Source organism: Pedobacter sp. MC2016-05 (assembly GCF_026239735.1).
Taxonomy (GTDB): Bacteria; Bacteroidota; Bacteroidia; order Sphingobacteriales; family Sphingobacteriaceae; genus Pedobacter.
This window is the reverse complement of sequence record NZ_JAPIVT010000004.1, coordinates 109,604-132,282: the sequence shown is the minus strand read 5'-3', so window position 1 is coordinate 132,282 and position 22,679 is coordinate 109,604. Positions and strand designations below refer to the sequence as shown.

At 37.0% G+C, this 22,679-nt stretch carries 20 protein-coding genes and 4 tRNA genes; 9 read left to right on the top strand and 15 right to left on the bottom strand.

Going from position 1 to position 22,679, the window contains the following annotated elements; translation table 11 throughout:
* Positions 1 to 9: 9 nt before the first annotated feature.
* Positions 10 to 249, top strand: a complete 240-nt coding sequence (locus OQZ33_RS07810; RefSeq protein WP_265798492.1) for a hypothetical protein — start codon at positions 10 to 12, stop codon at positions 247 to 249.
* 160 nt (positions 250 to 409) lie between these two features.
* Here the strand turns inward: OQZ33_RS07810 and OQZ33_RS07805 are convergent, their stop codons facing one another.
* The 6 genes from OQZ33_RS07805 to OQZ33_RS07780 all read right to left on the bottom strand — a co-directional run bounded on the left by OQZ33_RS07805 (position 410) and on the right by OQZ33_RS07780 (position 1,779).
* Positions 410 to 817: a PIN domain-containing protein gene (locus OQZ33_RS07805; protein WP_265798491.1), complete on the bottom strand. Its 408-nt coding sequence runs from the start codon at positions 815 to 817 to the stop codon at positions 410 to 412.
* A 17-nt stretch (positions 818 to 834) separates the two neighbouring features.
* Positions 835 to 1,080: a DUF6364 family protein gene (locus OQZ33_RS07800; RefSeq protein ID WP_265798490.1), complete on the bottom strand. Its 246-nt coding sequence runs from the start codon at positions 1,078 to 1,080 to the stop codon at positions 835 to 837.
* A 156-nt stretch (positions 1,081 to 1,236) separates the two neighbouring features.
* Positions 1,237 to 1,308, bottom strand: a tRNA-Glu gene (locus OQZ33_RS07795).
* Positions 1,309 to 1,392: 84 nt separating this feature from the next.
* Positions 1,393 to 1,465: transfer RNA gene (locus OQZ33_RS07790), tRNA-Met, on the bottom strand.
* Between the two features lie 86 nt (positions 1,466 to 1,551).
* Positions 1,552 to 1,623, bottom strand: a tRNA-Glu gene (locus OQZ33_RS07785).
* An 80-nt stretch (positions 1,624 to 1,703) separates the two neighbouring features.
* Positions 1,704 to 1,779: transfer RNA gene (locus OQZ33_RS07780), tRNA-Met, on the bottom strand.
* A 114-nt stretch (positions 1,780 to 1,893) separates the two neighbouring features.
* Between OQZ33_RS07780 and era the strand changes: the two genes are divergently transcribed.
* The 3 genes from era (at position 1,894) to OQZ33_RS07765 (ending at position 4,905) form a co-directional block, all read left to right on the top strand.
* Complete coding sequence (era, locus tag OQZ33_RS07775) at positions 1,894 to 2,790, top strand: GTPase Era (protein WP_265798489.1); 897 nt, start codon at positions 1,894 to 1,896, stop codon at positions 2,788 to 2,790.
* Between the two features lie 128 nt (positions 2,791 to 2,918).
* Complete coding sequence (gene der, locus OQZ33_RS07770; protein ID WP_265798488.1) at positions 2,919 to 4,220, top strand: ribosome biogenesis GTPase Der; 1,302 nt, start codon at positions 2,919 to 2,921, stop codon at positions 4,218 to 4,220.
* Positions 4,221 to 4,395: 175 nt separating this feature from the next.
* Positions 4,396 to 4,905, top strand: coding sequence for a GNAT family N-acetyltransferase (locus OQZ33_RS07765; RefSeq protein WP_265798487.1), 510 nt, complete (start codon positions 4,396 to 4,398; stop codon positions 4,903 to 4,905).
* A gap of 3 nt (positions 4,906 to 4,908) precedes the next feature.
* Here OQZ33_RS07765 and OQZ33_RS07760 read toward each other — a convergent pair whose 3' ends face one another.
* Positions 4,909 to 5,415: a GNAT family N-acetyltransferase gene (locus OQZ33_RS07760; protein WP_265798486.1), complete on the bottom strand. Its 507-nt coding sequence runs from the start codon at positions 5,413 to 5,415 to the stop codon at positions 4,909 to 4,911.
* 65 nt (positions 5,416 to 5,480) lie between these two features.
* On the bottom strand, positions 5,481 to 7,304 hold the full coding sequence (locus OQZ33_RS07755; RefSeq protein ID WP_265798485.1) for a tetratricopeptide repeat protein: 1,824 nt from the start codon (positions 7,302 to 7,304) through the stop codon (positions 5,481 to 5,483).
* Between the two features lie 267 nt (positions 7,305 to 7,571).
* On the opposite strand from OQZ33_RS07755, the gene OQZ33_RS07750 reads away from it, so the two are divergent.
* The 3 genes from OQZ33_RS07750 (at position 7,572) to OQZ33_RS07740 (ending at position 11,962) form a co-directional block, all read left to right on the top strand.
* Positions 7,572 to 9,458 carry a S9 family peptidase gene (locus OQZ33_RS07750; protein WP_265798484.1) on the top strand — a complete coding sequence of 629 codons (1,887 nt, stop codon included), beginning with the start codon at positions 7,572 to 7,574 and terminating at the stop codon, positions 9,456 to 9,458.
* Positions 9,459 to 9,461: 3 nt separating this feature from the next.
* Positions 9,462 to 11,135: a sensor histidine kinase gene (locus OQZ33_RS07745; protein ID WP_265798483.1), complete on the top strand. Its 1,674-nt coding sequence runs from the start codon at positions 9,462 to 9,464 to the stop codon at positions 11,133 to 11,135.
* A 137-nt stretch (positions 11,136 to 11,272) separates the two neighbouring features.
* The gene (locus OQZ33_RS07740) at positions 11,273 to 11,962 is read left to right on the top strand and encodes a response regulator transcription factor (protein ID WP_056848356.1); all 690 of its coding nucleotides are present in this window, start codon (positions 11,273 to 11,275) and stop codon (positions 11,960 to 11,962) included.
* A 94-nt stretch (positions 11,963 to 12,056) separates the two neighbouring features.
* Here OQZ33_RS07740 and OQZ33_RS07735 read toward each other — a convergent pair whose 3' ends face one another.
* The 7 genes from OQZ33_RS07735 to OQZ33_RS07705 form a co-directional block, all read right to left on the bottom strand.
* On the bottom strand, positions 12,057 to 13,301 hold the full coding sequence (locus OQZ33_RS07735) for a metallophosphoesterase (RefSeq protein ID WP_265798482.1): 1,245 nt from the start codon (positions 13,299 to 13,301) through the stop codon (positions 12,057 to 12,059).
* A gap of 54 nt (positions 13,302 to 13,355) precedes the next feature.
* A complete protein-coding gene (locus OQZ33_RS07730) occupies positions 13,356 to 14,102 on the bottom strand; it encodes an AAA family ATPase (RefSeq protein ID WP_265798481.1) in 747 nt (248 codons plus the stop codon).
* Positions 14,103 to 14,141: 39 nt separating this feature from the next.
* Complete coding sequence (locus OQZ33_RS07725; protein WP_265798480.1) at positions 14,142 to 15,629, bottom strand: sigma 54-interacting transcriptional regulator; 1,488 nt, start codon at positions 15,627 to 15,629, stop codon at positions 14,142 to 14,144.
* Positions 15,630 to 15,700: 71 nt separating this feature from the next.
* Positions 15,701 to 15,994: a DUF3861 domain-containing protein gene (locus OQZ33_RS07720; RefSeq protein WP_265798479.1), complete on the bottom strand. Its 294-nt coding sequence runs from the start codon at positions 15,992 to 15,994 to the stop codon at positions 15,701 to 15,703.
* Positions 15,995 to 16,045: 51 nt separating this feature from the next.
* A complete protein-coding gene (locus tag OQZ33_RS07715) occupies positions 16,046 to 17,143 on the bottom strand; it encodes a vWA domain-containing protein (protein WP_056848359.1) in 1,098 nt (365 codons plus the stop codon).
* Positions 17,144 to 17,387: 244 nt separating this feature from the next.
* A complete protein-coding gene (locus OQZ33_RS07710) occupies positions 17,388 to 18,074 on the bottom strand; it encodes a hypothetical protein (RefSeq protein WP_265798478.1) in 687 nt (228 codons plus the stop codon).
* Positions 18,075 to 18,076: 2 nt separating this feature from the next.
* A complete protein-coding gene (locus OQZ33_RS07705) occupies positions 18,077 to 18,580 on the bottom strand; it encodes a hypothetical protein (protein ID WP_265798477.1) in 504 nt (167 codons plus the stop codon).
* A gap of 246 nt (positions 18,581 to 18,826) precedes the next feature.
* Between OQZ33_RS07705 and OQZ33_RS07700 the strand changes: the two genes are divergently transcribed.
* Together OQZ33_RS07700 and secA are read left to right on the top strand one after the other, a co-directional pair.
* Positions 18,827 to 19,126: a hypothetical protein gene (locus OQZ33_RS07700; RefSeq protein WP_265798476.1), complete on the top strand. Its 300-nt coding sequence runs from the start codon at positions 18,827 to 18,829 to the stop codon at positions 19,124 to 19,126.
* 137 nt (positions 19,127 to 19,263) lie between these two features.
* Entirely contained in the window at positions 19,264 to 22,566 is a 3,303-nt protein-coding gene (secA, locus tag OQZ33_RS07695) for a preprotein translocase subunit SecA (RefSeq protein WP_265798475.1), read from the top strand.
* Positions 22,567 to 22,679 lie beyond the last annotated feature (113 nt).

Here is a 22,679-nt window from a genome sequence, read left to right as displayed (position 1 = left end):
GAAACAGTTATGAAAAAGATTATAGGAATTTTTATTGTTATTCTTGTTATCGCCTTTGTAGGTATATTGGGTTTAAGAATTTGGAATATCGAAGTGGTGAGCCTGCAAACAATAATAAAAAGCAGCGCTACCTTGTTAGTATTAGGCATCGCCATCGTAGTTCTGATTATCAGTTACGGATTTTATTTTAAGGATAACTCAAAAGGTTACGATAAGTCTGTTGGTAATCGGGCGCATCCTAAGGTTTAAAGGTCAGGAAGAATAGAGTCTTAAATGAAAAAAGCGATTTGAATAAACAAATCGCTTTCTGTAGCCCAAGCGTTACAGTTGTCGAGCACCTTTCAGGACCATTTGATACTTTTGGCGAACATGGGAGGTGATCTATTGACCAGCCTATGAGACAAATTCGCTATGTACCACTAAAGCTAGCCAATGCTTCAGTCGGTGTGAGAACGGCAAGTTTGCTCTTTTTAAAATCTTTGGTATTTCGAGTGACAATAAAATCTAAATCGGGGATGCTTAGGGCACTATGGTATTGAATGGCATCTTCATAATCTTTAAAATCCGTTTTAAGCGACTGACGAATAGCAGCAGCTGTTACGTCTGTTATTTCCGTCATATCAGCCAGTTCCTCCAGCAATCTCAAAGTAGCATTTCCGGACATAGACTGACGAAGAATGTAATATATGTTATTGTAAGAGACAGCGGCTATAAAAATCCGTACTTTACCATTAACAGCTAGATCAAAAAGTTTTGCAGCATCCATTGCAAAAGGCTGCCGGTTTGCCAGAAAATCAATAACTATGTTGGTATCCATGAAAACCTGTTTCATGCTTACCCGTGTTTCTCTTTCAAAACCTTGGCTAACTCCTTTTTGTAATCGAAATCCTCAGGAAGTTTTACTGATCCCATTAATTTGGCCACCCTTGGCGATAATGTCTGCACAGATTCCTCTGAAACACTGATAGATTTCAGGTAATTTTCTACGATATCAGATAAACTTTTTCCTTTTTGGCGGGCATATTTTTTAGCCGAATCAATTACTGTATCCTCTATCGTTAATGTGAGTTTAGTATTCATAACACGTGTGATGAGTAAATCAAATATACGTGTTTAAATTTCATTTAAAAAGACTGCACTAAAAAAAAATCAACAAAAAAACCTTCAGGTTTTGAAGGCTTTTTTGTTGATTTTTATCGAATAATCCCCATGTTGTTCCCATGACGAGAGTTTATGTAGCCCGTAGGGGAATCGAACCCCTGTTTCCAGAATGAAAATCTGGCGTCCTCACCCCTAGACGAACGGGCCATTAAAATCAGTCTTGAGTCTTTAGTTCTCAGTCTTGAGTCAATAAGACTTTGGACCTGGTACTGACGACTTCAGACTACTTAGTAGCGGGGACACGACTCGAACGTGCGACCTTCGGGTTATGAGCCCGACGAGCTACCAACTGCTCCACCCCGCATTACATTGTATTTTTACGGTATTACCAACCTCAATTTTGCAGTGTTGAAACTGATAAAAAAACCGCCATCTAATTAAGCGGTTTCGTAGCCCGTAGGGGAATCGAACCCCTGTTTCCAGAATGAAAATCTGGCGTCCTCACCCCTAGACGAACGGGCCATTAAATCAGTCTTGAGTTTTTAGTTCTCAGTCTTGAGTCAATAAGACTTCGGACTTGGTACTGACGACTTCAGACTACTTGGTAGCGGGGACACGACTCGAACGTGCGACCTTCGGGTTATGAGCCCGACGAGCTACCAACTGCTCCACCCCGCATTATATACAACTCGTTTTTTCACTTGAATTAAATCCTTAACTCTGTTTCCGAATTGGAATGCAAAGATATAATTCGTTTCTTTGTGCTGCAAATTTTTTTTTAAAAATATTTCTATGGCGCATAAAGCAGGTTTTGTTAGTATAATAGGTAAACCCAATGTTGGCAAATCTACCCTAATGAATGTGCTTGTTGGCGAGCGACTTAGCATCATAACTCCTAAAGCGCAAACCACAAGACATCGTATTTTAGGTATCGTAAATGAGGAAGATTATCAGATCGTTTTTTCTGATACTCCGGGTATTATTAAGCCAAAATACTCTTTGCAAGAGAGTATGATGAGCTTTGTTAACGGATCTTTGACCGATGCCGATGTACTTTTATTCGTTACAGATATCAACGAAACGCATGATGAAGATGATGTTTTAGAGAAAATACTAAACCGCGATATTCCTACGATTGTGTTGATTAATAAAATCGACAAAGCATTGCAAGAACAGGTTGATGAAAAGATTGTTTATTGGCAAGAAAAGCTAAATCCCATTTCTATTTATGCAATTTCGGCCTTGCATAACCACAATGTAGATGGAATTTTAGATCATGTTCTGCAATTGTTGCCTGAGCATCCGGCTTATTATGATAAGGAAGAATTGACCGACCGCTCGGAGCGTTTCTTCGTTTCGGAGATCATCCGCGAAAAGATTTTCTTGAACTATCAAAAAGAAATTCCTTACAGTACCGAGGTAATTGTAAAGAGTTTCAAGGAAGAAGAACTTAAAAACGGTAAAGGTAGCATGGTTCGGATTATGGCTGAAATTGTGGTAGAACGCGACTCGCAAAAAAATATTTTAATTGGTACTGGTGGCAGCATGCTTAAAAAAGTAGGTACAGAAGCCCGTTTGGAAGTCGAGAAATTTTTGGATTCGAAAGTGTTTTTAGAGTTGTTTGTAAAAGTAATTCCTGATTGGAGAAGCAAAAAGAATTACCTAAAGAGCTTTGGTTACGATAATTAACCGTACCTTTGCAGCCCGAAATAAATCGGTTAGGAGTTGATAATCAATGGCTAATTGATATAGACTTAACAATTTTTACGTTTGTGATAGAAAATCTACAATCGTAAATTTACAATCATAAATACAAAATGAGTAATATTATCGCCATCGTAGGCAGGCCAAACGTAGGCAAAAGCACCCTTTTTAATAGATTAACTGAAAGTCGCAAGGCAATTGTAGATGATATGAGCGGCGTAACCCGCGACAGACATTACGGCGTTGGCGAGTGGACGGACAAGCAATTTACCGTAATTGATACTGGTGGTTACGTAGCTAATTCTGAAGATGTTTACGAAGCGGCTATCCGCGAACAGGTAATGATTGCTATTGAAGAAGCAAGCGTTTTAGTATTCATGGTTGATGTAACGACAGGCATTACCGATTTGGATGATGATATTGCCCAGGTTTTACGCAGAAGTAAGAAACCTGTTTTTGTTTGCGCAAACAAAGTAGATAATACTGCACTGTACAATGAAATCCATACTTTTTATGGCTTTGGTTTGGGCGAAGTGTATCCACTATCGTCAATGACTGGTTCTGGTACGGGTGAGTTGTTAGATGAGATCGTTAAAATTTTCGAAGATATCCCTGAAGAAGAAAATCAACTTCCAAAAATCACCATTGCTGGTCGCCCAAATGTAGGTAAATCATCTTTGGTTAATGCTTTAATTGGGAAAGAACGCAATATTGTAACTGCAAATGCTGGTACCACCCGCGATTCGATCAAAATTCATTATAACCAATTTGGACATGAATTTATGCTGATCGATACTGCCGGATTGCGTAAAAAAACTAAGGTTAAAGAAAACTTAGAATTTTACTCGGTAATGCGTACCATCAAGGCTTTGGAAGAGGCTGATGTGGTGGTATTGATGATCGATGCTGTAGAAGGTATCGAAAGTCAGGATATTAATATTTTCCACCTTGCTGAAAAAAATAAGAAAGGTATCGTAATCTTAATCAACAAATGGGATTTGATTGAGAAAAATACGCAAACAATGAAAGCTTTCGAGGAGCAAATTCACGAGCGTATTCGTCCGTTTACCGATGTGCCTATCGTATTTACTTCAGTATTAAATAAGCAACGTATTTTCAAGGCCATTGAAGCTGCTTTAGAGGTTTACAAAAACCGGGGCAAGAAAATTCCTACATCGAAATTAAATGATGTAATGTTGCCGTTGATCGAAAAGTTTCCACCTCCGGCATTGAAGGGTAAACACATTAAAATAAAATACATTACGCAGATTAACGGTACTTCGCCAATGTTTGCGTTCTTCTGTAATTTGCCTCAGTATATTAAAGATCCATATAAACGTTTCATTGAGAATAAATTAAGAGAGAATTTTGATTTTTCAGGATCACCAATTCAAATATTTTTCCGACAGAAATAAGCAGCAAAGAATGAGGTTAACAGAAGTCTAACGAAATTATGATAAGATAAGCAGGGGTCGCATTCTATAGGAAAACGACCCCTGCTTTTTGCTGTCATGGTGAATTTAGAAACAAATCACAAAGGAATATTTATCAAATTACTGCAAGTCAAAAATCAAATTTTACATTTACGCCATGCAAATCGAGGTAAAAAACAGCCAGCTTTTAGATATAGATACCATTTTTAATTTCTACGATATGGCCATTGCTCATCAAAAGAAAGTATTTAACAAACACTGGCAAGGCTTTAGCAGGGAATTAGTAGAAACGGAAATTACAGATAACCGCCAATATAAAATTTTAGTTGATGGCGAAGTAGCTTGTGTATTTGCAGTAACCTTTAATGATCAACTCATTTGGGGCGATCGCGACCATGATTCAGTTTACATTCATCGTATTGTTACGCACCCTGCTTATCGCGGTTATTCATTCGTAAAAGAAATTATCAAATGGGCTAAAGGTTATGCAGCCAAAAACGATATAAAATATATTCGTATGGATACTTGGGCTGATAATGAAAAACTTTTAGCCTATTATACTGGCTGCGGTTTTGATTATGTTGGCGTAGTTACACTCCAAAAATCGGAAGGTTTGCCGAAACACTATGAGGGTATCAGTTTGAGCCTTTTTGAGATTGCTGTTTAACAATCATTTTAATTCGATTTTCCAACTTAACATATCACCTACTTCACCAATATTTACAAAATGGTTTTTTTCCAGAATGGAATATGATGCTACATTATTTTTTTCAGTAGCGGCATAAATTGATTTAACCTTTGGTTGTTCTTTTGCCCATTCAGTTATTCTACCGACTGCCTCGGTCATAAAGCCTTTGCCCCTAAACTCTTCATAAGTACCGTAACCAATTTCAATTTCTCCATCAGCGTCGGGTTCACCAACAAAGCAAATATCGCCAACCATTTTTTGGTCTGGTTTAGAGATAACTACCCACAAGGTGTGATAGAGATAGTCTTTATCTTTATCAAAAACAATGGGCAGAATAGTTTTCTGAAGTGCATCATGTAACGATTTCGAAATATTTTTTTTGGTAGGTAAAAGTCCGAATTCTTTTTCCAGAGAATGATCATCCCGAATATATTTTAGCAGTTGATCATGAAGCAATGGTTTTAAAATAAGCCGATCGGTTTCTATCATGGTAGAGCATTAAACAGAAGCTAATTTACAGTTTTTGTTAATTATTTTTTCGAACTAATGCTGCATTAAACCCCATCTCCCCGTAAGTTTCTAAACCTTTTGCGTGCTTCTGCACTGAACATACTGCCGGGGTAATCAGTAATCAGTTTTTGGAAGTAAAGTTTAGCCTGTACAATGTCGTTCAGTTTTTTCTCGTACAAATCGCCAAGTTTAAACAGCGCATCATCAGTCCAAATGCCATCTTTAAAATCTTCGCTTAATTTTTTTAGGATATCTGCAGCTTTTTGGAATTCGTTTGACTTAATAAGGATTTTTGCCTTGGTCATCATTACTGCATCAGCAAGGCCATTCTGCGGATAAGCAACGGCTATACTATCTAGCTTATTGATTGCTTTTGCCGGTAAATTTCTAAAAATCAACATTTCGGCATCAGCGTACATTTTCAAAGCATTACTATCTGTAGGGGTTTGAATATTATCAGAAATTAAAAGACTTAAATTCAAAGCATCGTTAGCGATTAGTTGTGAAGTCGCAGCCTTTAATACCTGACATTGGCCATTACTATATTCAAAATTACCCTGATAAAAGGAAAGCTTTGCGCTTCGAAAACGAGCTTCATTACCTATAGATTGCCCTTCAAACTGTTTGCTCACTTGCTCATATACCAAAAAGGCCTCCCAAGGTTGGTTGGTAAGAATGTAAACATCACCCAAATCCAGTTTCAACTGACCAAGATCCTGGCTACTTAATCCTGGCATTTGTAAAGCTTCTTCCAAACCTTTTTCGGCCTTCTCAGCCTGATATAAATAATATGCATGCAGATTGGATAATTTCTTAATCGCGAATAAAGTGTTTTTATTTTTTCCATTTTCATCCAGCAGAGTTTGATAATCTTTGGCTAATAAATTAAGGTCTGCTAAAATTGGTTTGCCAGTAGTTTGGATATTGTATTTGGTATTTAATAGTTCAATTTTGGATGGTAAATAGTATGGATTATCTTTACCTTTAGTGAGTAGGTACTCATAAGCTTTGATAGCAGTTTCGTAAGCGCTATTATCAACGAAAGTATATATAGCATTAAATAAAGTACCGCCATCGGCTTTAGTGCGTTTATCAAAAGCAATCAACTGGCGCAACGCCATGTCAAATTCTTGCTGTTGAATGTAATTCCAGGTTAATAACTGGATATAAACCTCTGCATCCGGAAATTTTTGAATCTTTTTCAAAATGCCTATTTGAAAGGTTTGATAATCGGCCTTGTCATCAAAAATTACAGGCAAGATGGCTTGCGCTTGTGGCAGTAACTGTGGGAGTGTGGCTAGTGCATCTAAATATTCCTGCATTAGCATGGGTTTATCCTTTTTAAAACGGTAAATGTTTAAAAGCTCATAAACAAAAAACTCATCATTGCCTAATATTTTCCTGCCTTGTTTAAAAGTTTGAACAGCGAAATCATAATTTTCAAATCTATAAAAGCTATTGGCAAGACTACGGATTTTAAACTCATCTTTTGGTAGTTTACTGATTACCTCATTGAAAATTTTATTAGCTGCCTGGATATCGCCCTTTTCTTGATAGAGCTTGCCTAATGCAACAGGATAAGCTTCATTTTCTGGGCTTTGCCGCATGAGCTTCTTTACCGTTTTTTCGGCAACATCGTAACGTTTTAATTTTAAAAGAGAATTGAAATAGATATCAAAATAGCCTTCATTGTTAGCACTGGCAAAAACTTTCTCTAATAAAACGACAGCTTTTTCATATTCTCCGTCACGATAATACTGAATAATTAACGACGTATTATCGGTTGAAAGAGGTGGGTTTAGACGTAAAACTTGCGCATTAGCACCTAATGTTAACAAGAAAGATACAAATACGATTAGTCTATTCATTATGCCAATTATAAGGTTTAAAAGTAATTAAAAAGGCTGAAAGCTAAAAACCCGATTGGTAAACATTAACTAAATGGATTTAGTTGAAAGCTAAGGCAAAGACCGATTAATTCCAATAATAATGTTACCTGCAATTTATTTTGTCTCTATTTTTTAAATACTAAATTGAGCCCGTTGGCATCTCATTTTGATAAGTAACATTGTTGGTGTAAAGCATAGTAAACTAACAGGGTTCCTTATTTTTGTCATCCCGTGAGAAATTAATTTATGTTAAAAAGAATTATTCTATTTGTTTTAGTAACTTCAGTTTGGGGATGTAAGAATCCGCAAAAGGGGGAGACTATACCTGTAGATGATTTCTTTAAAACGTTCGATAAAGCTTATTATCACATCTCTCCTGATGGTAAAAGCTTATCGTACTTGAAACTTCAGGATAAGAAACTCGATCTTTTTGTTGAAGATTTAGCTACAGGAAATAGTGTTCAGCTGACGCATTTAACTGAAAAAACAATCAGTTTTCATTTCTGGACAAGCAATAATGAATTGATCTATTACACCGAAGATGAATCTAAAGACCGGCGTTCGGATATTTTTGTAATTAACAAAGATGGAAGCAAGCAGGTACAACTTAGTGCAAATGAAAAAACACGTTTAAAGGTTATCGAAGATCAGCTTATTGACGATAAATATATCATTGTTGCATCCAATAAAAGAGATTCTACAGTGTTTGATGTTTATCGTTTAAATGTGAGAAATGGTCAAATGGATATTGCGGCTAAAAATCCAGGGAATATTACCGAATGGATGACGGATAACAAGGGTGTTTTAAAAATTGCTATCGCCAGTGATGGTGTAAACGAAACACTTTTATATCGCGAAAATGAAAATCAGTCGTTTCAGCCGGTTTTCAGCAATAATTTTGAAACCACTTTCCGACCTGTTGCATTTTCTGAGCAAGAGCCAAATGTGCTTTATGCGATATCGAATGTGAACAGGGATAAAAATGCGCTAGTTTCTCTCGATTTGAAAACAGGTAAAGAAAAGAAAGTGCTGTTTGCAAACGACACTTTGAATGTAGTGGATGCGAGATATTCACGGGCACAAAAGAAGATGCTGTTTGTAACCTGCGAAACTTGGAAAAAGCAAAAATACTATCTGGATAGCGATTCCAGAGATACCTACAGTAAAATTGATTTAAATTTGCCAGGCTCAGAATGGCGGATAATGGATAAGGACAAGCAGGAAAAAGTTTTTGTGATTAGAACTTTTACCGATAAAAGCCCAGGTTCGTACTACTTATATACGGCAAGTGATAATAAATTAAAAAAACTTACTGATATTAATTCTTCAATTAAAGAAGAGATGATGTGCGATATGAAGCCGATTAGTTTCAAAAGTCGCGATAGCTTAACCATTAATGGGTACCTCACGCTACCGAAAAACAAAAAAGCAACAAATTTGCCTGTTGTGGTATTGCCGCATAATGGGCCGGGGGGAAGAAATAGTTGGGGTTATAACGCTGAAGTACAGTTTTTGTCCAGTCGGGGTTATGCTGTTTTGCAGGTAAACTACAGAGGATCAACAGGTTATGGAAAATCATTTTATGCAGCTGGGTTTAAACAGTGGAGCGATAAGATACAGGAAGATGTAAATGATGGTGTGCGCTGGTTAATCGAAAAGCAAATCGCCAATCCTAAAAAAGTGGCTATTTATGGGAATGGTTTTGGCGGTTATATTGCATTAAACTGTTTATATAAAAATCCCGATCTTTACAACTGCGGCGGATCAAATTCTGGAGTAATTAACTTATTTAGTTATCTGAAAACAATCCCTCCGTTTTTAAAATCGAACCTGCAAATGTATTATGAAATTGTTGGCAATCCGGTAACCGATACAGATTATATGCGTTTCGCATCACCCGTATTTCATGCCGATCGTTTTAAAACGCCTGTTTTTATTGCGCAAAACCCTAAAGATCCACGGGTAAATGTAGCAGAAGGCGTTCAGTTCATCAAAGAGTTGAAAAAGAGAAATGTACCAGTTACCTATATTGAGAAAGAAGAAGGGCCGAACCCTGTATTACGCCAGCAAGGAAGAACTGCATTGTATAAAGCGTTGGAAGAGTTTTTAAAAACAAATCTGAGCAAGAAATAAATTATGGCCCTCGACAAAAAAAGTGGTTATCGCAAGAATTTCTCGCTTGGCGTTACCTTTATTGTTCTCATCTCGATTCTATTTATTCTATCATTATTTTTGGCTTTTAATTTCAGTAAAAAGTCTATTGAAAACGAATTTGTATCAGAAAAAGTAAACGTTTTAGAGCAAAGCATTAAAGCTTACAACGATTTTTTTCAGAACAAGATGCCTGAAATATCTTATTATAATGGCTTTTTGGATTCTGCAACTGCAGCAAAATTTGTAGATACCGTAACGATTAAATATCCATTTATTTCGAAAGTTACTTTTTATGATACCGAGGTAAAAAACGTCGCTGTGAAAGACGGCATGAACGTCGGAAATTTGTCTATCGGACCGAAATCCATCTACCAATTTGGTAAAACCGTAGCACCAGATTCGGTAAAGCTGTTTTCTGAATTTGATACACGATCTTTTAAAGTTGGAGATGATTTTAATGCAATGGCTTACAAACTGGTAACCTTTGTAGACCTATTGGATACTGCAGCTGTACCCACCCAGGAAGAACTTTTCACCAATTTTTCTGTAGTAAAATCAAATAAAATCACTTACCTAAACATTCCCCGACGCGAAGATTTAAAAATCTACAAGGATATGATGCGCCGTAAGCTGAACCCTTTGCCGGTTTATCAGCAGGATATGTTGGTATTTCAACTTGACCCAAATAAGATCAAGGTAATTAATACAAGACCATTGTTGTATCAAAAAATTGAAGTTGAGCCTTTAACCTATGACCCAATTGATACTTCTGATGAGAATATGACTACTGAAATTGCTTTGCCGGGTGCATTTTCTGATTTCAAATTATATTTCACCTCGTCAAAATCATATATCAAAAAAGAGATATTTATTTACTTTATGCCGATTGCTTTAGTATTGCTTTTGGTGTATGGCGTATTATTGTTGGTAGCTTTTCTAATCTATCGTAATCTCAACATCAACAGTAAAATGTTTAAGCTTCAATATGATTTTGTAAACAACCTTACCCATGAGTTTAAAACGCCGGTTAGTGTAATTAAAATTGCAGGCAATAACATTAAAAGTGCAACTGCATTAAGTCAAAAAGAGCAACAACTCTATGGTAAAATTTTAGATGAAGAAGCGGATAAACTCAATGGCTTAATGAACAAGCTACTGGCTTTTACTCAAATTGAAAACAAAGCCATAAAGCTTAACCAGGAACAGGTAAATATTGAAGATTTCATCGAAAGTACAATTGAATCGCACACGTTAAAACATCCTGATTTTAAAATTACTTATGAAGTTGTAGGGTTTAAAACCTTTATTACTGACCCGGTGTTATTAGGAAGCCTTTTCGATAATTTAGCAGAAAACGCTTATAAATATTCTAAACCTGCTCACAAGATACTTCATATTAGTGCAAAGCTAATTAAGGGTGTTTTGGTTTTTAGGTTTGCCGATAAAGGAATTGGTATTCCGGCATCTGAATTAAACAATATATTTAAAAAGTTTTTCAGGATACAGAATGAATACAACCAAATGGGAAGTGTAGGCTTAGGTTTGGCATTTTGTAAAGAACTGGTTAACTTTATGCAGGGAGAAATCTCAGTTAAGAGCAAAGTGGGCAATGGCACAGAGTTTAAAATTGTGCTGCCTTATAATAGTTCAAAGTAGAAAGTTAAAACTAGAAAGGCGATTGAGGCTATTTGAACTTAATGCATTGAAAATTAAAATACTATAAAGTCTGAATGTTTTGTTTGCCACGGTTAACATTTCAACCTTTGAACTTTACAACATATAAACACACAAAAATGTCTAAAGAAGTAAAAATATTAATTGTTGAGGATGATGAAAATCTTCGCTTTTTAGTCGCACATCGTTTAAAAACTGAAGGCTATAATGTTTTAGAAGCCAATGATGGCGAATCGGGTGAGCGGATGATTATAGCTGACCAACCAGATATTGTTTTATTGGACTGGATGATGCCAGGAAAGCAAGGTGCCGAAGTTTGTGAAAGTGTTCGCAAACAAGGTTTCGAAAACCTGATCATTATGATGACGGCCAAGGCACAGGATGTTGATAAAATTGATGCTTATAACTTTGGCGCATCAGATTATATTACCAAGCCATTTAATATGGATGTTTTGGTTGCGATGCTGGAAAGTAAAGTAAAATTCATCGTAAATAAAGATACCGCTGAAATTCACCGTTTTGGTAATATGGAGCATCATCCGAATATTCATACTTTATTTAGAGACGGAAAGAAAATTGAGCTTACCATTTTAGAAAACCGAATTTTGCTTTATTTCTTGCGCAATCCTGGAAAAGTAATTAATCGCGATGAGTTGATGTTGGTGGTTTGGGGCTACAATTCGGATGTTAACACCCGTACATTGGATATGCACATTGTTCGCCTGCGTAAAAAGATTGAATTAAATCCAGATAATCCGCAATTGTTGCAAACCGTTCGCGGTGTAGGTTATCGTTTTAATGCGGGATAAGAAATGATTGAATGAGGGAATGAGAGAATGTTTGAATGAGGGAATTAGAGGCTGTATGCTGGAAATATTCGCTCATTCAAACTTGTTAATTTGCTTAAGCCCTTTTCAATGTAAATACCGTTATTTCTGGCAGAATTCCAACTCTTCCCGGATAGCCTAAAAATCCATAACCTACGTTAACGTAAAGCTGTTGCTTTTGCTCCTGATACAATCCGGCCCATTCTTTATATATGTATTGCACCGGACTCCATTGGTATTCTTTTAAGCGAACGCCAAACTGCATTCCATGGGTGTGGCCACTGAACATTGCATCAATTTGCGGGTATTTTTGTAGCACTTCACCCCGCCAATGCGAAGGGTCGTGACTGAGCAATAATTTCACTGGTAGGTCGTCGGTATTTTGAACAGCCAGTTCCATTTTACCATATTTTGGAAAACGGCCCATTCCCCAGTTTTCTATACCTAAAATACCAATTTCTTCACCATCAACTTTTAATCTGCGGTGTTCGTTCATCAACAACTCGTAACCCATTATTTTATGTACATCAACCATATCCTTCAGGTTTTTAACCTTTTCAGGAGATGATATTTTGCCAAAATAGTAGTCGCCATAATCATGGTTCCCCAAAGAAGAATATACGCCCAATGGCGCTTTCACCTTTGCGAAAATATCTTGATAATCTTTAACTTCATTGGTGAGGTTATTAACCAAATCACCGGTAAAGAAAACAAAGTCAGGTTTTTCGCCCATTAGCATTTCTACACCACCTTTAACTGCGGTTTTGTTATAAAAACTACCGGAATGGATATCGGAAATTTGGGCCATTGTAATTCCATCGAAAGCTTTTGGAAGATTAGGTAGAATTAGATTTACCTTTCTTACCTGGTAATCGTAAGCACCCGAGATAATGCCCCAGCTTAAAGAAGTTAAAGGAACTGCTGCTGCTACTAAACCAGCTTTAACTAGAAACTCTGAACGTGAAATCGGTTCTGCTTGGCTTATTGGCTGGTCTTCTGCAGTAGGTTTTTTTCTGAAAATCTTAATGAATAACCTACGTAAATCATCGAACACTAAAAATGGCAACATTGCAAATTTGCAGGCTACTGTGAGAAAGAAAGCCACTAAGATGATAGCTCTTAAAGTAAGAAACAGGTTTAAATAAATTCCTGCGAAAACGCCAACAATTAAAAGAATACTATAAGACCAATATAAAATTCCAAAAACCTTTTTGGTGCGTGGTTTCCAGTTTTTAAAAACAGAAACAATTGCTTTGTAGCAATAAATATCGAATGCAATAATAAATATACAGGCAACGATAATGAAAGGAAGTCTTCCCATACTCGGGTTGTTCAATTTAAATTAAAAATTTGGGTACTTTATTAACCTGCTAAATTAAGTATTTGCAGTCAATAAACTACTTAGAATTCTGTCAGGGTTATCGAGAAAGGATTTGTAAACCCGATAAACTTCAGTTTCCTCATAGCTCACCCTCATAATATCTTCGTCAGCCATTTCATAAATTGATGCATTTGGGTATGCCAGCAATATTGGAGAATGTGTGGTAATAATAAACTGTGCATTTTGATTCACCAAGCTGTTAATTTTGGATAACATTGCAATTTGTTTAGTTGCAGAAAGTGCCGATTCGGGCTCATCCAGAATATAGATACCATTTCCGTTAAATCTATTCATAAATAGTGACCAAAATGACTGCCCATGAGATTGCTTATGCAACGAAAGTCCGCCATAAGAGTCAATGATTTTTGGTCCTCCACCTTCTTCATCAAGTTTGTCAATCTCGCTGGCAACATTGTAAAAACTTTCGCCCCTTAAGAAAAAACCATCTTTTGGTTTCTTAAAACTTTTGGCTATTGTTAAATAGTTGTGTAAATCGGAATGGCTTTCAGTACTTTTAAAATTGAAATTCTTACTTCCTCCTTCAGCATTGAAACCAAGATTAATGGCAATTGCCTCGGTTAATGTCGATTTGCCAACTCCATTTTCGCCAGTTAGAAACGTTACTTTTGGATGAAAAACCAATTCTTCAAAAGATTTTAAACAAGGAATATTAAACGGATATCTTTCTGGAAGATTTTGCCGATTTAGCCTCAGCGATAAAAGATATCCGTTAAATTCCATTTAGTTTATTCTAGAAGTTATTAAATTTTTCATTAATTACTACCTAAAATCGTCTTCATCTTCTTCCTCGTTAAACTCGGCATTAAATAAACTGCCAAACATATCTGAGAATCCAAAACCTCCGTTCAAATAATTTTTGCTCAATTGAGAATATTCTGCGAGGCCGTGCAACACAAATTCCATCAAAAGAAGGGTTTGGTTTTCACTTAATTTAGGATGAAATTTCTTTACCGTATCATATAAACTTGGAACCAGCATCAATGCCTTTTTGTATTGCGCATTGGTCAATGTATCGGTAACATCGATATTATTTCCTTCAGTAAACCATTCGGTAATTTCAGTATATGGATTAGCCGTTTTGGTTTTCTTTGCCTTTTCAGGATCTGGGAAATAGCGGGCAAATAAAGTTTTGACAGCTTTGCCGATTAAAGTTGTTGCCACATGTGCAGGCCCTTCCAATTCACCTTCGTAAACCAATTCTATTTTACCGGTAATAGCAGGGATTATCCCCGCCAAATCAGATAAACGAACAAAAGTGTTTTTCTCACCCGAAATTAACATCCGTCTTTCGGCTGTGCTAATTAAATTCTCATAAGCTGAAATGGTTAGTCTTGCCGATACCCCCGATTTCTGATCAATGTATTCGCTTTTTCTTGCCTCGAAAGCAATTTGCTCCACTAAATCTTTAACTAACCCATCCGCTTCAATATTAGCCCGTTGCTCGCTGGTGAGCTTGGCTTCTTGAAAAGTAATTTTACGGGAAATTTCGATGCTTTTCGGATAGTGGGTTAAAATCTGACTTTCAATTCTATCTTTCAACGGGGTAACAATGCTTCCGCGATTGGTGTAATCTTCTGGATTTGCCGTAAACACAAATTGGATATCCAAAGGCAAACGGAGTTTAAAACCACGAATTTGTATATCTTTTTCCTGGAGCATGTTAAACAGAGCCACCTGGATACGAGCTTGCAGATCGGGCAATTCGTTAATAACGAAAATACTGCGGTGCGCTCTTGGAATTAACCCAAAGTGAATAACACGCTCATCGTTGTAAGTCAGTTTTAGAGTAGCGGCTTTAATCGGATCGACATCACCAATTAAATCGGCAACGGTAACATCAGGCGTAGCCAACTTTTCGGTATAACGCTCGCTGCGGTGTAACCAGGCGATCTCGGTTTCATCACCTTGAGTAGCAATTTCGTTTTTTGCATACCACGAAATAGGGTTCAATGGGTCATCGAAAATTTCGCTCCCAGCAACGTACGGAACATATTCATCTAATAAGTTTACCATTAAACGGGCAATACGTGTTTTAGCCTGTCCGCGTAAACCCAGAAGTAAAATGTTATGACGGGAAAGAATTGCAGTTTGCAACTCCGGAATCACCGTTTCATCGTAACCAATAATCCCTTCGAATTCCGTTTTCTTATCTCTAAGTACCTTAATTAAGTTCTCTCTAAGTTCTTCTTTTACACTCCGAGATTTATAATTTGTTGCCTTTAACTGGCCTAATGTTGTGTTTTGCATATATCTTTTTTATGAGTTATAGGTTATGTGTTGCCAGTTTCCGAATTTAAACCTAAAACTTTTATTTTAACTTACTTGCTTTTCAGCTTCTTCATGAATTCGCCAATAGCAGGCTGCAATTCTTTGAAAATTTCGTTCTCTCTATTTTTGAGCATCACCTCGGTAAACATTTTTAAACCAATGGCAAACTCAACAGCTTGATTTTCATCTTCAAAAATACCTTTGCCTTTTACTGCGTTGATAATGTTAAAAATATTATCGTGGTTATCGAACTCTAGCGTTAACGGATCGATTATACCATCATCTTCTTTTGCTAAAGATATTTCTTCTAATGTTAACTTATAAGTATTTGTGCGTTTAGCCATGTTTAATTATTTTGATCCCTTATCTCAGTACCAGAGATGCGGAAATTCTGACTATTTTACAGTCTTTCTTCTATTCTTAATGTAATCTTCAAAAATGTATTCACCTAATCCGTTTAGGGAGCTGTAAAAAGCTCTTCCGCCATTAATTTCGGTAAACTGGCGAACGAATTGTTGGAGGTAGGGGTCTTTTGCAATCATAAACGTGGTGATTGGAATTTTCAATCGCTTACACTGTGCAGCCATATTTAAGGTTTTGTTAATCACCTTTCTGTCCAGGCCCATGCTGTTTTTGTAGTACTTTCCATTTTCTTTCAAACAGGTTGGCTTGCCATCTGTAATCATAAAAATTTGCTTATTATGTGTTTTTCGGCGGCGAAGTAAATCTGTAGCCAACTCTAACCCAGCAAAAGTATTGGTGTGATAGGGGCCAACTTGAAGGTAAGGTAAATCTTTAACAGTAATCGGCCAGGCGTCATTACCAAAAACCACGATATCTAAAGTATCTTTTGGATACTTCGTTTTAATAAGTTCGGCTAAGGCCATTGCCACTTTTTTGGCGGGAGTAATTCTGTCCTCCCCATATAAAATCATGGAATGCGAAATGTCGATCATCAACACGGTTGAGGTAAGTGTTTTAAAATCCTTTTCCTCTACCTCTAAATCTCTATCAGTTAGGGTAAAATCGCCAATTCCATGGTTAATTTGAGCATTTTGGATAGAGGCAGTCATATCGATCTGGTCCAAACTATCGCCAAAACTATACTCGCGTCTATCGGCGTTTTTCTCTTCACCAATACCCGATTGGTTGCTATTGTGATTCCCTCTGCCAGATTTTTTCAGCTTTCCAAAAATCTCGTCCAAGGCCGATTTCCGGATAGTTTGTTCTGTTTTGGCAGTAATTTTAAACTCTCCCGATTGATTGTCTTCAGTCAGGTAGCCTTTTTCTTTCAGGTCATCGATGAAATTTCCGATGCCATAATCATTGTTTGTTAGCTTGTATTGCTTGTCAAGTTCATTGAGCCAGCTTAAAGCCTCTGCCGCATCACCTGCTGTATAGTTAAGCAGTTCGCTAAACAATTTCAGCAACTCATCAAACCCACCTTGTGGCGTATCGCCAGGCTTATAATCAGAAAAACGAAAACCTCTCATGTATGTGTATTAACGGATTATTAAAGGTAAAAGTTTCGATTTGGATTAATTTAAGCGGGGTGTCATATTTGGGTGAAAGCAGAAAGACGGCCGAGAAAAGGTTAAATCAAAAACACTAGCGAGCAAAGTTTGAATAGCAACGTGGGATTCAATACGTCGAAAGCAATGGGCATCTGCCAGCTTGCGTTCTTCAAGTGCATAATTTATCGAAAGACTTCGTCTTGATTCAGCTGGATCATATTTGCTATAGATGTTCCAATACCAAAATGACTGCGTTATCGCTCAATGACACAATGCGAACCTGTTCTAAATCCCAAAGCGACAGACCATCCCTGGTTTTCAATATTCTTCCATCAATTTCAAAGGTGCCATCAATTACTAAGAAAAAGAGTTTGTGATCTTTGTTTTGGTTCTTATAAATCAAGTGCTGGCCATCGGTAAAACTACCTGCATTTAGCTTGAACGGAAGTTTAGGATGATTAACAATTTCAATGAAATGTTTTTTATCTTCCTCAAACTCGAATTTGAATAACATTTCGCTTGCCCTAAGCAAGAACATATCGGTGTTAATTCCCAACTGGGTATAATGGATTTCCTCATTTGGATAAGGATTACTGATTTCTAAAACCTCACCTTTACCTAAATTTAAAACCTGTACTTCACCAGTCTCAACTCCAAACTCTTTCCCTCCCTGAACAATGTCTATTCTTCCCGTAATGGGAAAAAATAACTGATAAGAATCTTCTTTGGAAAGAAAAAAAATCATTTTGCCAGCAGCTATAGTGTCATCATTGCAGATAAATAAATTTCCGATGGCATGCTCCTCGCTAAATAATTTTTCAAAGTTAAATGTGCTATATCTTTTTAATGCATCCGTTGTTTTTATGCCACGTTCATCAGCAAGGAATAATTTGTTAGGTGATAACCTCATTATTAAATAGTTTTTATAGAATGAATACTTACAAACGGTTGAATTTGAAGAAGATGAGTAAATACCTCTGGCTGGGTTACCTCACTGTATGGCGAGAGCAATAAATAGTGATGAAGGCTATCATGCCAGATCATAGGTTTAGAAAAAAAGTTGATGGCAACTTTATGTTGTTCGATATCATTGATGTCGGAATTAATAATCTCAAATTTAAAATTTTCGAAGGGTAGAAATTTTCTTCCAAGGTTATCCAAAATATCGGGAATAATGCCATTCAGTTGTCTTAGGTAACCTGTAATGGCTGCACTTACTAAAAAGTGAAGTTTATCTGCCTCTGGTACATTTAAAATTAGCTCGGCAAATGTATTGTACTTTTCTTCCTGATTGAAAAGCTGCGATTGCATTTGGAACTCTAAAAAACTGTCTTCATGTATAAACTTATCCCAATGGTTTAGGCTTGAATCATCAATTATCTTCCGGTAACCTATCGTAATTACTTTTTGCGGCATGGTCTAAAATTAAAAAAGGACGTCAGCATTTCCTAACCTCTTTTGCAAATAAAAATGATGGAACAACTTTACTTTGAATGTATGTCAACTGTAGTGTTTTTGTCAGTAATTAATTCGCGAAAATGAATTCTTCTTTTTTTGTAGCAAAAAAAGGTGTCAAATAAAGGATTCGAAATTAGGGGTATAGTTTTTGAGTAGGTGTAATTTCATTTTGTAAAAGATTAAAACTAGCTTTGCCGCAAATTAATGAAACACCTCGTTACCATATCTCTTGTATTTTTTAGCTTAACACACTTGGCAAAAGCCGAGCGTGTTGAAGGGCTAAGGATATTGAACGAATATTGTAGTGAGCACAAAATTAGTGTAAATAACCCCGGGAAAGCTTCCGTTCAGTTAAATGAGGAGCATAACCCTTACTTATTATCTTATACTGCGCTTGCTTTAAGCGGTACCCAAGCTCCATTAAAAACTGTTAAATATGTATGCATAAATCAGTTAATCTCTGATTTGACCATCCGTAAAAAGCCAAAAAACAATAGTCCATAATTTCGTTTTTCTAGATCTTTTTAAAAGATTTTATTCCCATTTAAACCCTCAGCAGCCCAATTGACTTATTACAAGTCAATATTCTGGTTGTTGGAATCAACCCTTTTTCAATAGTAAATAAGATTTAAAATACAATAATGTTAGGATTTTTAGCGAAGATTTTCGGAAGTAAATCAGAGAGAGATATAAAGGCAGTTCAGCCATTGGTTGTTGCCATAAATGAACAATTTAGTAAACTAACGGTACTTAGTAACGACGAATTACGTGGGAAAACCATTCAATTTAAAGAAAAAATAGCTTCTTTTTTAGCTGATATCGATAGTAAAATTGCTGCCTTAAAAGCTGATGCTGAAGGAGATGGTCTGGATCTTCATCAAAAAACTGCCATATACGATCAGGTTGATGCTTTAGGTAAAGAGCGTGATACTGAATTGGAAAAAGTGCTATTGGAAATTCTTCCTGAAGCATTTGCCGTAGTTAAGGAAACTTCTCGTCGTTTGAGTGAAAACGATTATCTAGAAGTTACCGCAACACAGTTTGATAGAGATTATGCTGCTCGTAAAAGCAATGTGAAAATCGTTGGCGACAAAGCACAATGGGCCAATCGATGGGATGCCGCAGGTACCGAAGTAGTATGGAACATGGTTCACTACGATGTTCAATTAATTGGTGGTATTGTTTTGCACAGTGGTAAAATCGCCGAAATGGCTACTGGTGAAGGTAAAACTCTGGTTTCTACCTTGCCAGCATATTTAAATGCGCTTGCCGGTCAAGGTGTTCACATTGTAACGGTGAATGATTACCTGGCCCGTAGGGATAGTGAGTGGAATGGTCCACTATTCGAATTCCATGGAATTAGTGTCGATTGTATTGATAAGCATGAGCCAAACTCTGAGGAAAGAAGAAAAGCTTATGCGGCTGATATTACTTACGGAACCAATAACGAATTTGGCTTTGATTACCTGCGTGACAATATGTCGCAAACGCCTGATCAATTGGTGCAGCGTAAACAACATTTTGCAATGGTAGATGAGGTGGATTCAGTTTTAATTGATGATGCCCGTACACCATTAATTATTTCAGGCCCTATTCCTCGTGGAGATGAGCACGAATTTTATGAGTTAAAACCTCGTATTGAGCGTTTGGTAAATGCTCAGAAAGCTTATGTTTCTTCTGCTTTAAATGAGGCTAAAAAGTTAATCAATGCGGGTAACACTGGTACTGAAGAAGGTGAAGGAGGTTTGGCGCTATTACGTGCTTACCGCGGTTTGCCAAAGAATAAAGCATTAATTAAATTTTTGAGCGAAAGCGGTGTTCGTGGTTTGTTGCTGAAAACTGAAAACTACTACATGGCTGATCAATCTAAAAATATGCCTAAGGTTGATTCGGAATTGTATTTCTATATCGATGAGAAAAACAATCAGGTAGAATTGACGGAGAAAGGTATCGAATTGATTACTCAATCTGGCGAAGACCCTCATTTCTTTGTATTGCCAGATGTAGGTACTGAAGTAGCTGAACTGGAAAAATCTGATATGCCTTTAGAAGAAAAGGTTGTTCAAAAAGATGCTTTAATGCGTGATTATTCTGTTAAAGCAGAGCGGATTCATTCGGTAAATCAATTATTAAAAGCCTATACTTTGTTCGAAATTGATGTGGAATACATCATCGATGAAGGGAAAATTAAAATTGTTGATGAGCAAACGGGTCGTATTATGGATGGCCGTCGTTACTCTGACGGTTTACACCAGGCTATTGAGGCTAAAGAAAATGTTAAGGTTGAAGATGCAACCCAAACTTATGCTACCGTAACGCTGCAAAACTATTTCCGTATGTACCACAAACTTTGCGGTATGACGGGTACAGCAACCACGGAAGCAGGCGAATTCTGGTCGATTTATAAATTAGACGTGGTTGAAATTCCAACCAATAGAAACATTTCACGTCTGGACCAGCAGGATTATGTTTACCGTACTGTTCGCGAGAAATATAATGCCGTTGCCGATGAAATTGTAAAATTAACTCAAGCAGGCCGACCAGTATTGGTAGGTACAACGTCGGTAGAGATTTCCGAATTATTGAGCCGTATGTTGAAGCTTCGCGGAATTAAGCACAATGTACTGAATGCAAAAATGCACCAGAAAGAGGCTGATATTGTTGCAGAAGCTGGTCAGGCGGGAACGGTAACCATTGCAACCAATATGGCTGGTCGTGGTACAGATATTAAATTGGGCGCAGGTGTTAAGGAAGCTGGTGGTTTAGCAATTGTGGGTACAGAGCGTCATGAGTCTCGTCGTGTAGACAGGCAGTTACGCGGTCGTGCTGGTCGTCAGGGCGATCCAGGTTCATCACAATTCTTCGTTTCGTTAGAAGATAACTTAATGCGTTTATTCGGTTCTGAAAGAATTTCAAGCATTATGGTTCGTATGGGTATCGAAGATGGCGAAGTAATTCAACATTCGATGATTACCAAATCTATCGAACGTGCTCAAAAGAAAGTAGAGGAAAACAACTTTGGTATCCGTAAACGTTTGTTGGAGTACGATGATGTGATGAACTCCCAACGTACGGTGATTTATGCTAAACGTAAAAATGCCCTTTTTGGCGAGCGGTTAGATGTAGATATGAACAACATGGTTTATGATGTTGCTGAAGATATCGTTAATGAGTATAAACAAGAAGGAAATTACGATGGTTTTAAACTGGAAGTAATTAAAAACTTCTCTTTGGATACTGAAATTACAGAGAAAGATTTCTCGTCCACCAATGTAGCGCAATTAACAGAGCGTTTATTTGAAGAGGCTGAATCGTTTTACGCTCGTAAATCAGAAGCCATTATTCACCAATCGTTACCAGTTTTAACTCAGGTTTACGAAGAACGTGGTGAGCACATTGAGCAAATTGTAGTTCCATTTACCGATGGTATCCGTGGAATTCAGGTGGCTGTTGATTTAAAGAAAGCAATTGATAATAAGGGAAAAGAAGTTGTTCGTTCATTTGAAAAAACAATTGTTCTGGCCTTGATTGACGATAGCTGGAAAGAGCATTTACGTGAAATGGATGATTTGAAACAGTCTGTTCAAAATGCTGTTTATGAGCAGAAAGATCCATTGGTGATTTACAAAATGGAAGCTTTTAACTTGTTTAAAAACATGCTTAACGCAGTGAATAAAGAAGTAGTAAGTTTCTTGTATAAAGGTGGTATTCCTGTTCAGCAAGAAGCTGATGAGGTTAGAGAAGCACCAGCACCTGTTAAACAACCGAAATTGCAGACTACTAAGCAAGAGTTTGGTGCTGAGCAGCCAGGTGTAGAATTTGGCGATACCCGTGAGGCTGTTCCGCAACAACCGATTCGTAAAGAAGCAACTGTTGGGCGTAATGAGCCTTGCCCATGTGGAAGTGGCAAAAAGTTTAAAAACTGCCACGGAGCAAACTTGTAAAGGAGTTTTTAATCAAAACTATAAAAGCCTTAGCACTCACTAAGGCTTTTTTTATTCAGGTAATTTGCAATTACGTACATCTTGGCGTACATTTTTAAGTACTAAAGTTGTTT